The sequence below is a fragment of the Streptomyces sp. LZ34 genome (genome assembly GCF_053890475.1).
Genome location: NZ_CM132680.1, coordinates 199,076 through 212,805, shown reverse-complemented (window position 1 = coordinate 212,805; position 13,730 = coordinate 199,076). Strand labels below are relative to the sequence as shown.

The window sequence follows — 13,730 nt, the reverse complement described above, 5'->3', positions numbered from 1 at the left end:
AGGGGATGGGGCGGATCCCTACCCGGCAGACGGCGGCGCTCGACTCAGCGCCGGTGCGTGCAGCCGCCCGCCGGAGGAGGCCCCGGCGGGCGGCAGTCCGTCAACGCGGTCGGCGCGTCACTGTACGACCTTGAGGAGCTTGTTGGGCGAGCCCGAGCCGATGTTGGACAGGACGCCCGAGGTGGCGCCGTTCACCAGCGCGCTCCCGACTTCGGACGGGGAGGCGCTGGTGTGGCCGGAGAGGTAGATGGCCGCGGCGCCGGACACGTGCGGCGCGGGGCAGTTCGTGGCAGCGGCCAAGGCATTGTGGGCCTCCCGGGCCCCGGACGCCGTCGCCCCGGACGGGGACGCCACGAGCTGGGCCCGGACCGGTTCCATCAGCCCGGTGGAGCAGGCCATCGCCCTCGTACGGCTGCGCGCCACCGCCACCGCCACCGTGCCGGGCAGCCGCCAGGGCCGTCCGGGGACTCGGACGGTGGCCGCGAGCTCGCCGCCCGCCACGCCGACGTCGTGTTCTCCGCCAACACCGAGTACGGCAAGGCCGTGGCCTACGCCGCCGACCTGCGCGATCACCTTGCCCGATACGGCCGGACGCCGGACTCGCTGCGCATCCTGCCGGGCACCGGCGTCGTCCTTGGCGACACCGCCGCCGAGGCGGCGGAGAAGGCTCGCGGTGGGTGCGCGCCGAGCAGGTCTCGGGCCCCCGTGCGATCGCCTTCGTCGAACAGTACTGGGGCACCGATCTGTCCGGCTACGACCCGGACGGCCCGCTGCCCGACGTCGAGCCCGGTGAGGAGGAACTCGACCCCCCCCCCGGGGCACCATCCTTCAGCGCTCGGTATGCGGCCTTCACCTCGTCGGGGTGCGCGGTGAGGAAGGAGCGGGAGACGACATGGATGGTGCGGTTGACCGCGCCGACATCCTTGGCGAGCGCGAGGACCTTGCTGCCGGGTGTCGTCCTGGCGGAGGCCAGGAACTGATCCCAGGTGGCCCAGGCATCCACGTGGCCGGCGGCGAAGGCGGTGGCGGCGTCGGCGGGCTGGAGATAGACCCGTTTGACCTTGCCGGCCGGGATTCCCTCGTGGGCGAGGGCCTTGAGCAGCAGATACTCGCCCGTTCCGCCCTTGTTCACGGCTACGGACCGGCCCACCAGGTCCTTGATGCGGCTGATCCCCTTGCCCGGGGCAGCCACGATGCCCTGGGTGTCGTTGTCGTTCTTCTCGACGGCGAACGCCACCAGGTCGGGGTTGGCGGCCAGGGCAGTGACCAGTGAGGTGGTGCTGCCGGAGGTGAGGTCGATCTTTCCGGCGCCGATCGCCTCGGCGGCCGGCGCGAAGGCGGGGAACGGCGAACTCCAGGTGACGCCACCCCCGGTGGCCTTGATCTTCTTCTCCAGGCTGCCGTCCTGCCGGCTGAGGGTGAGCAGGTTGAGCGTGGCCAACGGGCCGATGCGCAGGGTGCCAGGGGAGGCCAGCCCGGTTCGGGACTCGCTGTCGGAGGAGGCCGAGGACGGGGCGGGGGAGCAGGCGGCGGTCAGACTCAGAGCCAGGGTGGCGAACAGGGCCGGCACGGCGAGGCGGGCCCGGACCGCGTGGCGGGCTCGGGCGGTGGCGCGGAGGCCACGCGTGCGGTCGAGATGGCGGAGCTTCACTTGTTCCATCCGTTCGTCCAGGAGTTCCAGGTGGCGCGGACGGTGGGGCTCGCGTCCGGATCGGCGCGGTGGCCGCGGTCGACGGGCAGATGGGGCAGGGCCAGTTCGCCGAAGCGGTACGCCTCCTCCAGCAGCGGCATGCCGGACGATGAAGGTGTCGACGCCCGCGTCGCGGTAGTCGTTGATCCGCTCGACGACCTGGGCCGGACTGCCGACGATCGCGGTGCCGGGACCGTTGCGTACCAGCCCGATCCCGGACCACAGGTTCGGATAGATCTCCAGCTCACGCAGGTCCGCGGGCTTGCGTCCGCCGTGCAGGGCGGTCATCCGGGCCTGGCCGGCCGAGTCGCTGCCGGCCACCGACTGCTGGGTGCGGGCTACGGAGTCGGCGTCCATGTGGTCGTACAGGTCTCCCGCCGCCCGCCAGGCCTCCTCCTCGGTATCGCGTACGACGACGTACAGCCGGACCCCGAACTTCAGATCGGTCCGGCCGTGTGCGGCCGCCTGCTCGCGCAGCTGCTTGATCTTGCCGGCTGCCTGGGGGTTCTCGGCGATGCGCCGGTCGGAGGCGTCCAGAGCGGTGAGCACCGCTCCCACCTGCTCCGGGGCGAGCTCGACCGACCTGCGCAGGCCCCAGATCACCGAACGGTTGGTGTGGTGGTCGCCGACCTGGGCCAGCACCCGCACCGGCCGAATGGCCTCCAGCGCGAGCAATGACGGCTCGGTGGCCACCCAGGCATCGACTCCGGCACGCTCCAGCGCGGCCTGCGCGGTGGCGTCGTTGAGCTCCACCACAGTCACGTCGTGCCAGGACCCCGTGGCGGGCGGACCCGCTCGGGATGCGGGGCTTGTCCGCCGGGTCGGTCGAGGCGTTCTACCGCCGCGGGATGCTGCACCCCCTGCTGACGGCGTCGGGCGTCCACGACGATCCCGGGTCGGACCCCGACGCGGACGAGCCGTCACCTCCTCGTGGCGTGGGCCACTTCGCCGGCATGGTGCTCGACCCGGCCAAGGTCGACCTCGCCGCCCTGCCGTTCCGGCTTCCCAGCCCGGCGATGGACGGCGTGCTGACGAACCTCGAAGCGGTCGAGACGGTGCTGTCCGAGCGGGCTTCCAAGCTTGGCGTGGAGATCAGGCGCGGCGTCACGGTCTCAGCCATCGCGCAAGACGACGAGAGTGTGGTCGCGCACGCCGGCGAGCACGCGTACGCGGCGCGCTGGCTCGTCGGCTGCGATGGCGGACGCAGCGCGGTGCGCGGGCTCGCGGGCTTCGAATTCGTCGGCACCGAGCCGCTGTTCACCGGCTACGTCATGCTCGCCACTGTCGCTGATCCCGACGTGCTGAGCCCCGGGATCAACCTGACGCCGACGGGCATGTACATCCGGATGCCCGCCGAGGGGCACATCGGCATCATGGACTTCGACAGCGGCGCGTTCGATCGTTCCCGTGCAGCCGAATCTCGACCACCTCCAGGCGGTGCTGCGCCGCGTGTCCGGCACCGATGTGACGCTGAGCCACGTCCATCTCGCCTCGAGCTTCACCGATCGGGCGATGCAGACGACGACCTACCGGCTCGGACGCGTCCTGCTCGCGGGCGACGCCGCGCACACCCACTCCCCCCTCGGCGGACAGGGACTCAACCTCGGCATCGGCGACGCCATGAACCTGGGGTGGAAGCTCGCGGCGACCGTGCGCGGGTACGCGCCGGACGGGCTGCTCGACACCTACACCCGCGAGCGGCATCCGATCGGCGCTTGGGTGCTCGATTGGACGCGCGCCCAGGCGGCGGTTATGAGACCGGACCCACATGGCCGGGCGATCCAAGGAATCGAAGACCGCACTCGCCTCGGCGAGCTGTTGCAGGACGGCCGAGGCGTCGCGCTCGATTTCAGCACCGCCGGCCGCCTGCGCGATGCGGCGACGGGCCGGCAGAGCCGACTGCGTTACGCGGCCGGGTCGGCGAAGAACGACCTCGGACTGGGTGCCGTGCTCATCCGGCCGGACGGCGTCGTCGCCTGGGCGGGCGATCGCGACTTCGATCGGAAAGCGTTCGAGCGGGCCGCCGACCAGTGGTTCGGCAATTCGGGAAGCTGAGCCGCCGCTCTGTTCCCTGGTGAACCTTCTTCCTTCCCCCAACCCAGTTTCTCAGGAGTACTTATGACCATCACCCTCCGCCCGGGAGCCACTGTGATGTTCACCGGCGATTCGATCACCGACAGCCAGCGGTTGGAGAGTGAAGACGGCCTCGGGTTCGGCTACCCGCTGCGCGTCGCGGGCGAGTGGGGCTTCCGGCACCCGGACCGGCCCGTGACCTGGCTGAACTCCGCGATCGCGGGCCACAAGGTGATGGACCTCGAGGCCCGGTGGCAGGCGGACGTGCTCGACGCGCGCCCGGACGTGGTGTCGATCCTCGTCGGCGTCAATGACATGGGCTGGCACACCCTCGACCCGGACGGCTATGTGATTCCCGCGGAGGACTTCGCGGCAGGTTACGATCGCCTGCTCGCGCCGCTGGCCGAAGCGGGCACGGAGCTGATTCTCATCGAGCCGTTCCTCCTGCCGATCCGCGGCAGCATCGAGGCCGGACACGGACACGCGCACATCGACGCTGAAGTCCGGAAGGAGTGGCGGGCCGATCTGGACCCGAAGATCCAGGTCGTGCGCGAACTCGCTCGCAAGTACGGCGCGCACCTGCTCGCCGCGGACGGCATGTTCGCCGAGCTCGCCGCGGTGGCCGCACCGGAGCACTGGGCTGCGGACGGCGTGCACCCGACGCCGGCCGGTCACGCCGCACTCGCGGCGGCCTGGCTGCGCCTGGTCGCGTGACCATGTCTCGCGATCGCCCGCGGCATCGGTGACCGCGAGGAGCTTCGCCGGTCGGCCCGCCGATGCCCCGGGCGGGGCACGTTGTCGAGATCGTGCCCGACGCTGCGGGCCGGGGGCGGCGGCGCCGTCGATGGTCCAGTTGACGACGGCCTCCGGGTCGCCGCCTGGCCGGGGCCGTGGTTCGGGAAGTCGTGCGGGAGGTATTTCCGGGGGAGGCGGACCGGCATGTGATCCAGCGGTGGGCCGATGAGCGGCGGCCGTTGTGGGAGGTTCTGGGCGATGTCCGGCGGCCCAAGCGCCTGCCCGGCCGCGCTCGCCTACCGCGGAGGGTCAGCGTCGCGGGCCGGGCAGGGGCGAGGCTGCGGTTCAGGGGCGTCCGAGGGCCCGGAAGGTCCAGCCGGCTTCGCGCCAGGTGACCGGGTTGAGGGTGCCGCGGCCGTCGATGACGCGCGGGGTGGTGGTGTGTGCGGCGAGTCGGTGTGGGGGTCGACCCGGCCGTGGTCACGGGAATCTCCGCCAGCGGAACTGAGTTACTTACTTTTACAACGATTTCAACGGGGTGGACCGCGGTCCATCGCGGGGAGGGGACGGGAGCCGATGAGCCTTCGTCAGTTCGAGTACGCCCTGGCCGTTGCCGAGGAGGGCTCGGTGACGGCGGCGGCGGAGCTGCTGCACGTCGCTCAGCCGTCGGTGTCCCAGCAGATCCGCGGTCTGGAGCGGGAACTCGGCGTGGAACTGTTCGCCCGTACGCCGACCGGACTGGTGCCCACCGTGGTCGGCCGCGCGTTCCTGCGGGAGGCGGAGGTCGCGGTGAGCGCGGCGCGGCGGGCGAGGGCGACAGCGCGGGCCGGTGCCGATGAGCTGGTGGGCGAGCTGGTGGTCGCGGTGCAGATGGGCTTTGGCACGCGGCAGCTGCCAGGCGCGCTGGGCGCGCTGCGCCGCCGCTTCCCGCGGCTGGAGGTCACCGTCTTCGAGGAGCCGAGCTCCGCCGAGCTGGAGCGGCTGGGGCGCCGGGGCGTGCTGGACCTCGCCTTGATGGCGGCGTGCGAGCAGACCCCCGCCGACGCCCACCACCTCGGCGACGAGGAGTTCGTCGTGGTGCTGGGCGCCGGGCACCGGCAGCTCGCCGCGGACCGGGTCGAGCTGCGTGAACTGGAGGGGGAGCCGTGGGTGAGGTTCGACCGCGACAGCGCGCTCGACGGCGTGCTGCTGGGCGTGCTGCGGGACAACGAGCTGACCCCGGCCACGGTCGCCCGCGTGTCCCAGACGGCGACGGCCGTGCGCTGGGCCGCCCACGGGCTGGGGGTGACGCTCGTCCCGGCCTCCGCGGTGCCCCACGGTTACGAGCACCTCGTACGCCCGGTGTTCCCGGTCGTGTCTCAGCCCGTTATCGCCGTGGTCCGGCGCGGCGCGGGCCCGGCGGAGACGGCCCTGCTCGAACTCCTGCGTCAAGAGACGTGGCACAAATCCGCTTTCTTCTCATCGGTGTCCTGACGGCCGAGAAGGAGGCGCGCGCCGCTGAATTCTTTTTGTCGTGACGTTCCGGAATGCCGTCGGCGTCAACCCCTGGGGAATTCGCCGCCGTCCACGACGAGATTACTCCCGGTCAGCCAGCTCGCCCGGTCGGACACGAGGAACAGCACCGCGTGGCCGATGTCGTCGGGCTGACCATCGCGCCCCAGCGGCACGGCGATGCTGCTGTTCTGGACCTGCGCCGGGTCCAGGCGCGCCCACTGCTCCCGCGTTGCTTCGCCGCCGGGGGTGGCGACTCTGCCGGGAGTCACGGTGTTGACCCGGATTCCGGACGGGGCCAGCTCCAAGGCCAGTCCCCGGCTGTAGGTCTCCAGCGCCGCCTTCGCCGCCACGTAGTGCAGGAACGGTGGTGCCGCGGTGGGGACCGCGGCCGAGGAGACGTGCACGATCACCCCCGAACGCCGTTCCCGCATCCCCGGTGCCAGCAGCGAGTCCAGCCGCACCGACGCCAGGTAGTTCAGGTCCAGCGCGTCCTGCCACTCCTCGTCGGGGATGGCCAAAGCGCCCTTGTACGGCTGCGCCCCACCCGCGTTGTGGACCAGGACGTCCACCCCGCCGAGCACCTCCTGTGCGGCCGCGGCGAGCGCCTCTGCGCCAGCCCGTGTCCGCACGTCGGCCTCCACGAAGGTGGCCCCCTCCGGCACCGTGCTCGTCGCCGACCTGGCGGTCGTGAGCACCTCGGCGCCCGCGTCCAGGAGTTGGCGCACGACGGCCGCTCCGATTCCGCGAGAACCACCCGTGACCAGGGCCCGCTTTCCCGCGAGTTCTCGCGTTTCCGATCCGTTCTCGATCGTGGTCATGCCACCGGTCCTCTCAATCGCGTGTTCGTCCGCTCGACGGAAGAAGGATCGACGTGCGCAGAGCGCGAATCTTTCGGAGAAATCGCGGTGAGCACCTCGTCGAGCTGTTTGACGGTACGTCCGGAAAAGAACGAGAGGCAAAGACGAAATGTCAGCAGGTGCTATAGGGAATTCCTATGGCACCCCGGCCCCTCCGCCCGTGACCGGAGCAGGAAGCGGATCGAGGCGACCCCGCCCACCACGTCCACGTCGTCTGCGCCACTGATAGCGCCGCTCTCACTGCGCACTTGAGCACTCCAGAGGGGTCCAGCGCCGTGCGCGCACGCCGAGGGGAAGCAGGTCAGCGGCTGGCAGCGGCCCAGGTCCAGGCCGGTGAGCTCGACGATGTCGGGGACGGGTACTTGGAACGTGCGGAGCGGTACCTGGATGTCCCGGTAGGGCGGATTGGCGCCGAGCAGCCGGCACACGGGCCGATGTGCCAGACCGGGCAGCCGTACAGTGCGGCCGCTACCTGGCGTTGCCAACGCGGCCCGGAAGCACTTCCCCGGAAGGGCTCTTGGCGTCCTGTGTGGCCATTCCGACGGCCTCACGCAACGGTCCAGGCACTGGCGCCGGATCTCGTTGGCCGTCTCCGAGGTGGGCGGGTGACCAGTGACCAGAAAGAAACCCCTGCTTTGCTACGAACAGGGCCCGATCGCTTACGGAACGTGACAGTATGACTACTGTGGAACGGGGAGAGTGCGGCCGAGGGCCGAAGCGCGTGGGCATGTGGTACCTGCTACTGCTGGTGCTGGGGGTCGTCGGGGCGGTGACGCTGGCCTGGCGCTTCGCGTTGGGCACAGCCGCCACAGCGGCCGCGTTGCTGCCCACCCTGGCGCCCGCTTACCTGGCCTGGAAGGCCTTTCAGCACGACCGGACCGACGCGACCGCGCTGGATCTGGAGACGGCTGCCGACCAGCTGGCGCAAGCAGTGGCCAAGCAGTGGGACGACGAGGCTTCCGTCCGCCGGATGAACGACCCGTACCCGCTGCCGGTCGCTTGGCGCCCCGCTGACGCAGACCTGGTGGAGCCCTGGACCCTGCTGGCCGAGCTCGCCCGCGCCTGGCCCGGCGGCCCACCAGACGACCCGACCCACTGGCCCGCGGACGCCGCGGGTCTGGCGGGCGCTGACAGGCAGATCGGCGAGGTGTTCACTCAGCGGGTGCCCACCCGCCGCCTGGTGGTCCTCGGCGAGCCCGGCTCCGGCAAGACCATGCTGCTCATCCGCCTGCTCCAGGACCTGATCGAACAGCGAACAGGCGGCGGGCCCGTGCCGGTGCTGTTCTCCCTCGCCTCCTGGAACCCCGTCCACCAGCCCCTCCAGGACTGGCTGGCCGAGCAACTGCGGCGCAGCCACCCCGGTCTCCGCGCGCCCGCCCCTGCGACCGCGGCAGGGACGGGGGCTGGGGGCAGCCAGGTCGATCTGGCCCGAGCACTGCTGCACGCCCGGCGGATCCTGCCGATCCTGGACGGCTTCGATGAACTCCCGCCCGCTTTGCATCAAATGGCCCTCGATGCCCTGAACCGGGCCCTGTCCGCGCGCCAGCCCGCAGTGGTGGCCAGCCGCGCCGCTCCCTACCGAGACGCCCTCACCCGGCCTGACAGCATGGTGCGGCTCAACGGCGCCGCCGGTATCCACCTGCTCCCACTCGCCCCGGAGCAGGTGGCCGCCTACCTGCGCCGCGACGCCGGCGGCCCCCACACCCCCTCCGCCGCCCGGTGGAACACCGTGACCACGCACCTGGGCACCGACACACCCGTTGGACAGGCCCTGAGCACCCCCCTCGGCCTGTTCCTCGCCCGCACCATCTACAACCCCCGCCCCCACACCCGGCCAGGATCCGGCGCTGTCCCCCACCCGGACGAACTGTGCGACACCGCCGCCTTCCCCACCCGCGCCGCCCTCGACACCCACTTGTTCAACGCCTTTATCCCCGCTGCCTACACCCACCACCACACCCACCCGCCCCGCTGGCCCGCACCTCAGGCCCACCGCACCCTGGTACTCCTCGCCCGGCACCTGCATGCCCACCACGGCGGCAACCCCGACCTGGCCTGGTGGGAACTCCACCATGCCCTCCCTCCGCACACTCCCCGCCGGACAGTCGGGCTCGCCTTCGGGCTCGCGGCCGGGCTCGCCGTCGGGCTCGCCGTCAGGCCTGCGGTGGGACTCGCGGCCGGACTTGCGGTCGGACTCGCGGCCCAGAGCATGTACCCGGGGGCGCCGAACACACAGCTGCGCTGGTCATCCAACTCTCTCGCGCGCAGGCTCGTGGCCGGGCTCGCCGTCGGGCTCGCGGCCGGATGCGCGGTCGGCCTCGCGGCCGGGCGCACGGCCGGAATCGTGTTCGGGATCGCGGGCGGACTCGTGCTCGGGCTTGAGGCCCGGAGCATGTACCCGGGGGCACCGAGCACACAGCTGCGCTGGTCATCCGACTTCCTCGCGCGCAGGCTCGCGTTCGGGTTCACGGTCGGGCTCGTGGCCGGCCTCGTGGCCGGACCCGCAGTGGGGTTCGCGTTCGGACTCGCGGGCGCACTCGCGGGCGCACTCAAAGGAGAGAAACCCGACCTGACCACCGTGGTCGGTCCGACCACACTGCTCACCCAGGATCGCCGAACCTTTCTCACCATCGGGCTCGTTTCCGGGCTCGTGGTCGGGCTCATGGTCGAGCTCGTGGTCAAGCTCGCGGTCGGTCTCGCAGGCGGACTGGCGTTCGGACTCGCATTCGGGCTCGCGGCCGGGCTGGCGGAGACGGCAGCGTGGGTGTACTTCGCGGTGACCGCGGTCCATCTGGCAGTGCGGCGCCGAGCCCCCTGGAATCTCATGGCGTTTCTTCGCGATGCGCACGAGCAGCGTGGTGTTCTGCGGCAGGTAGGGGCGGTGTACCAGTTCCGTCACCTCGACCTGCAACGCCACCTTGCTCAGCAGCCCTGGCCGCCCGCCACCTGACCGACCAACATGGCTCCTGGGGAAGAACGTGCTGGCCTATCTCCTCCATCGCGGCCTGCCGCATCTCTGGCACATAAGCCTTCGTCACCTCGTCAGGGGTGACGCCGAGCCCATGGGCGAGATGCGCAGCCTGCTCGGGCGTGAGCCCCTCCGACAGGCCGGAGGAGCATGCGCGGTCAGCGTCAGAGGCGCTGGACGTCTAGTCGTCGAGCATCTCGGTGAAGTAGGTGTCGTGGCGCACCTGGAAGCCTCTGAGTTCCTCGCGGCTGCGTTCTACGTACTCGGCGGCCTTCTCGAAGTATTCCTGGCGCGGTGCGCCGGGCGAGAAGATCATGAGCATGGACAGGGGGGCGTCGGTGTCGTTCTGGAAGGCGTGCAGGCCGCCGCCGGGGACGTAGAGGAAGTCTCCCTCGCCGCCGGTGATCCAGCGTTCGCCGTTATAGAACTGGACCTCGCCGGACAGGACGTAGAAGGACTCGGAGATCGTCCGGTGGAAGTGTTCCTTGGCGCCCATAGTCTTCGGTCCCATGTCGACCTTGTACAGGCCGTACTCGCCGCCGGTGTCTACATCGGTGGCGACGTAGCTGATGGTGCTGGCGCCGATGAACCCGGTGCCGGGTTCATCGGGAGCGGGGCGGTACAGCGCGCTGATCTCGCCCCTGTCGCTGAGGTAACGCGGGTCGGGGTAGGATATGGTGGATCCCTTTCGCGAGGGCGGTTCTCACCGCAATCTTCATGCTTGCGGGAGGTGGCTGTTCGGGGGCCGCGAGCTGGAACAGCCCACCGCTCTGCGCACCGCCTCCGCGGCTTCCTGGGGGGGCGTCCAAGCCGATCGAAGCTGTTGTACAAGTTCTTGAGCGCTACGGCCGGGTGGGCTGTGTGCGTGCCGGGGTCCCGGGCCGCCAGGTCCTCGTACAGTTCGACGACCCGTTCGATCACGATGTGTGCCTTGTCGTCCCGCCCGACGCCTCACAGAGCGTGCGCGAGCTTGTCGTGGACGACGGCGTGCATGGCCGGGCAGTTCGTGGTAGCCAGCGAGTGAGGAGCGAGCCGCACCACGAGGGCAGCGCGGGTCTGATCGAGGTCGGGCTCTCGTGGGTGGGCAGTTTTGTCTCGAGGGCCCCCGGAGACCGGGGTCGATGTCGTCGAGAGCGACAAGTGCGCCGAGGGCCGGACCGCCAACAGCGACAGCGAGCCAGGGGGCCTGCTCAGCAGTGGGTACAGGTGACCGTGGCGCAGCGAACGTAGCGCGGGCATGCGCTGTCGATGTTCGGACGTGACCTTCGTGAGGTGAGATGGCGGATCGTGGTCTTCGTGCAGGGGCACTTCTGGCATGCGTGTCCCCAACGCTTGCACACGCCGACGCACAACGCTCGCTCGCCGGGGACACCTTCGGGCGATGGGGATCCTGGGCGAGGCCGTGCTGACAAGCAGGTAGGCGCTACGCAGGGAAGAGCTCGGGCAGCAGCCGGTGGGCGTCGGCGCGGGCCGGTTCGACCGCGTCGACGGGCGCCGACGACGCCGGCCAGCGCAGCGTCACGCCGATGTCGGCCCAGCCGCCGACGGTGGCCAGGAACTTGTCCAGCGCCGGGTTGGACAGCCCGCGGGACTGCAACGGCGCGAGGTGCCGGGCGAAGAACTCACCGATGCGCCGCTCCACGTCGGCGGCCGTAGCCGGATCCGTCGTCATCAGCCGATACCACGTGACCGCGCCGCGCGGCGACATGGCCGGGACGTTGGAGTAGCTGCCGTGCGCGCCGCGGGCCAGCCCGGACGCCAGCAGGTGGCCGGGCACGAAGATCGACAACTGGGGCACGGCGTCTGTCATGGCCGCGTACCAGGCGTCGTCGCCGCCGGCCATCTTGACCCCGACGAGCTGGGGGACCTGGGCGGCCACCCGTCCGAGAAGCGCCGGCGGCACCTGGGTCTTGGCGTGCGGCGGGTTGTAGAGCACCAGCGGCACGTCGCCGGCGGTCTCGGCTGCACCGACCAGGAATCGCACGACCTCGTCGTCGCTCAGCGGGACCCAGTCCGGCAGGATCACCTGGATGGCGCCCGGTCGCAGCGCGGCCGCGCGCCGGATGCGATCGAGCATCGTCGGCGTGGCCGGATGCGAGGCACCGATCTGGTACGGCAACCCGGCCGCCTCGCACCGCGCCGCCAACACCGCGTTCACCCGCTCGAACTCGGCTTCGTCGAGAGTGTGGAACTCGCCCGCGGTGCCGTGGGCGTAGATGCCATCGACGCCACTGGTCAGCAACACGTCGAGTTGCCTCGCCAGCCGGTCCCAGATGATGTCGCCTCGGCTTGCGATGGGGAGCAGGAGCGTTCCCCACACTCCGGTGACTTGGTTGGCCGCCAACGGCTTCATCGATACTCCCTCCGAACCGGGCAAGTCCAGATAATCGATTTCAGGGAATCAGTGATCATCGGCGGTCCGGAACCCATCGATGGGTTGTCCGGTCTTCTCGTTGTACCAGACCGCTGAGGTCAGGAGAGGATCCGTCGCAGGCCGCGCACCATGACGCCGCCGAGGCGACCACCGTACTGTTCCAGGCCCAGCCAGCCCTTCACGGTGACGTGGTGCGCGAGGCAGTCACACAGGGACGACGAGTTGCACTCCACGCACGCGAGCGCGAAAGACTGCGACAACAGGGCCTCTCTGCACTTGGTTTGGCTCGCGCCCCAGAGCTGCCAAGAGGCCCTGCTGTCATGCGCCGGTTTCTCGCGTGATCACCCGATCAGGAACCTTGTTCGACCAGCCCAGCCTCGTGATCGATATGCGAATGGCGTCTCAGCGGTCCCGCACGTTGTGCACGCCTGCCAGCTCCTGGGCGGGACGGGTCCCCACAGGCTTGCGTTACACCTATGGACTGTTGTCTGAGGCAGGAGACACCGCGGGTACCGGCCGCGCGTTAGCTCGGAATCCGTCCGTGTCTCGTTTCCTTCGGCGCACCGGTCTGCCCTATCGGAAGGAAACGATCGTGGCGCGAATTTCGCGAATCCTCTTATCCGTCATGGCCCTGCTCGGCGTGGCCATCCTCAGCACGCCGGGCACCGCCTCGGCGGCCCAGGATTACCCAACGGCCTACAACACCAAGACCCAGTACCTGAAGGCCCAGCCCACCAGCGACATGCCAAAATCCTGCGTCGAACGCCACATCACCCTGCTGGGTGGCGACTACGACTGGGGCCAGATCCTGGGTGCGGGGGACCGCCCGAATCTCTATCTCGGCGCGGGCGCGTACACCTGGGAGGACTGTCTGTATCCGGACGATGACTTCTACATCCACCAGACGAAGCTGAACCCCGACAACCCTGACTGGGACGAGATTTCGCTCACAGAATCCGTGTTCCTGGCGGATTCGGATTCTTATACGTGGGGCTCGTACCTGGACCCCAGGTTCTGACCGACCACCGCGCCGCGGTGCCGCAAGACGACACCGACTGCCGGCACCGCGGCGCGCACGTTACGGACGGTTCTTGACCTCGCGCTCCGCACACACGTAACGGCCAGAGTTCGGAACACCCACCCCGAACCAACCGATCACGTTCGGAAAGCGGATGACGTGTTAGAGCCAGGGGCAGAGATCAGGAATTTCTGACCTCGCGACGGGCGTCACCGGTACCCGCCGCAATCCACGGCGTCCTTGAAACACAAAAAGCCCTGTCCCCCAGCGCGGCTGGAGGACAGGGCTTCGGTGTGTGGTGGGCAGATCAGGGCGCTCAGCCCGCAGACAGGGCCTCATGGTCGGGGTTGGGGATGATGGCGGCCGACCGGGTGGCCGGCTGGCGCATGGCGCGCCAAGTTCGGTGGGCGGGTGTAGACCAGGTGTCAGGTGTCGCCCCACTCCGTTTGTCGAGCTTGGCCCAACATTCGCGTGGCGCGACGACCTCTGAGAGATGACCGCGCGCTCGACGGCGTTCGGGC

At 70.1% G+C, this 13,730-nt stretch carries 9 protein-coding genes and 2 pseudogenes; 6 read left to right on the top strand and 5 right to left on the bottom strand.

The features are described from left to right. Positions 1–57: 57 nt before the first annotated feature. A pseudogene (locus ACWY4P_RS00950) lies at positions 58–621 on the top strand (hypothetical protein); the annotation flags it as partial. 130 nt (positions 622–751) lie between these two features. On the opposite strand, the gene ACWY4P_RS00945 reads toward ACWY4P_RS00950, so the two are convergent. Continuing rightward, positions 752–2,452, bottom strand: coding sequence for an LLM class flavin-dependent oxidoreductase (locus ACWY4P_RS00945; RefSeq protein WP_456208160.1), 1,701 nt, complete (start codon positions 2,450–2,452; stop codon positions 752–754). Positions 2,453–2,463: 11 nt separating this feature from the next. On the opposite strand from ACWY4P_RS00945, the pseudogene ACWY4P_RS00940 reads away from it, so the two are divergent. From ACWY4P_RS00940 to ACWY4P_RS00930, 3 genes and pseudogenes are all read left to right on the top strand, one after another. Then, positions 2,464–3,745 (top strand): annotated as a pseudogene (locus ACWY4P_RS00940) (FAD-dependent monooxygenase); the annotation flags it as partial. Positions 3,746–3,808: 63 nt separating this feature from the next. After that, entirely contained in the window at positions 3,809–4,477 is a 669-nt protein-coding gene (locus ACWY4P_RS00935; protein ID WP_456208159.1) for a GDSL-type esterase/lipase family protein, read from the top strand. Positions 4,478–5,074: 597 nt separating this feature from the next. Further along, positions 5,075–5,971, top strand: a complete 897-nt coding sequence (locus tag ACWY4P_RS00930; RefSeq protein ID WP_456208158.1) for a LysR family transcriptional regulator — start codon at positions 5,075–5,077, stop codon at positions 5,969–5,971. A 65-nt stretch (positions 5,972–6,036) separates the two neighbouring features. On the opposite strand, the gene ACWY4P_RS00925 is transcribed toward ACWY4P_RS00930, so the two are convergent. Next, positions 6,037–6,810 (bottom strand): SDR family oxidoreductase, encoded by a 774-nt coding sequence (locus tag ACWY4P_RS00925; RefSeq protein ID WP_456208157.1) that lies wholly within the window; start codon positions 6,808–6,810, stop codon positions 6,037–6,039. A 766-nt stretch (positions 6,811–7,576) separates the two neighbouring features. On the opposite strand from ACWY4P_RS00925, the gene ACWY4P_RS00920 reads away from it, so the two are divergent. After that, complete coding sequence (locus ACWY4P_RS00920) at positions 7,577–9,799, top strand: NACHT domain-containing protein (RefSeq protein WP_456213362.1); 2,223 nt, start codon at positions 7,577–7,579, stop codon at positions 9,797–9,799. A gap of 199 nt (positions 9,800–9,998) precedes the next feature. On the opposite strand, the gene ACWY4P_RS00915 is transcribed toward ACWY4P_RS00920, so the two are convergent. The 3 genes from ACWY4P_RS00915 to ACWY4P_RS00905 form a co-directional block, all read right to left on the bottom strand. After that, positions 9,999–10,493, bottom strand: a complete 495-nt coding sequence (locus ACWY4P_RS00915; protein ID WP_456213361.1) for a cupin domain-containing protein — start codon at positions 10,491–10,493, stop codon at positions 9,999–10,001. A gap of 747 nt (positions 10,494–11,240) precedes the next feature. Next, positions 11,241–12,170: a dihydrodipicolinate synthase family protein gene (locus ACWY4P_RS00910; RefSeq protein WP_456208156.1), complete on the bottom strand. Its 930-nt coding sequence runs from the start codon at positions 12,168–12,170 to the stop codon at positions 11,241–11,243. A 119-nt stretch (positions 12,171–12,289) separates the two neighbouring features. Continuing rightward, positions 12,290–12,451, bottom strand: coding sequence for a hypothetical protein (locus tag ACWY4P_RS00905; RefSeq protein WP_456208155.1), 162 nt, complete (start codon positions 12,449–12,451; stop codon positions 12,290–12,292). Positions 12,452–12,783: 332 nt separating this feature from the next. Between ACWY4P_RS00905 and ACWY4P_RS00900 the strand changes: the two genes are divergently transcribed. Next, entirely contained in the window at positions 12,784–13,209 is a 426-nt protein-coding gene (locus ACWY4P_RS00900; RefSeq protein ID WP_456208154.1) for a hypothetical protein, read from the top strand. Positions 13,210–13,730 lie beyond the last annotated feature (521 nt).

Excerpts from the sequence above, each read along its gene's own strand:
- ACWY4P_RS00935 (WP_456208159.1), top strand. The coding sequence starts at position 3,809 with ATGACCATCACCCTCCGCCCGGGAGCCACTGTGATGTTCACCGGCGAT.
- ACWY4P_RS00930 (WP_456208158.1), top strand. The coding sequence starts at position 5,075 with ATGAGCCTTCGTCAGTTCGAGTACGCCCTGGCCGTTGCCGAGGAGGGC.
- ACWY4P_RS00925 (WP_456208157.1), bottom strand. The coding sequence starts at position 6,810 with ATGACCACGATCGAGAACGGATCGGAAACGCGAGAACTCGCGGGAAAG.
- ACWY4P_RS00920 (WP_456213362.1), top strand. The coding sequence starts at position 7,577 with ATGTGGTACCTGCTACTGCTGGTGCTGGGGGTCGTCGGGGCGGTGACG.
- ACWY4P_RS00910 (WP_456208156.1), bottom strand. The coding sequence starts at position 12,170 with ATGAAGCCGTTGGCGGCCAACCAAGTCACCGGAGTGTGGGGAACGCTC.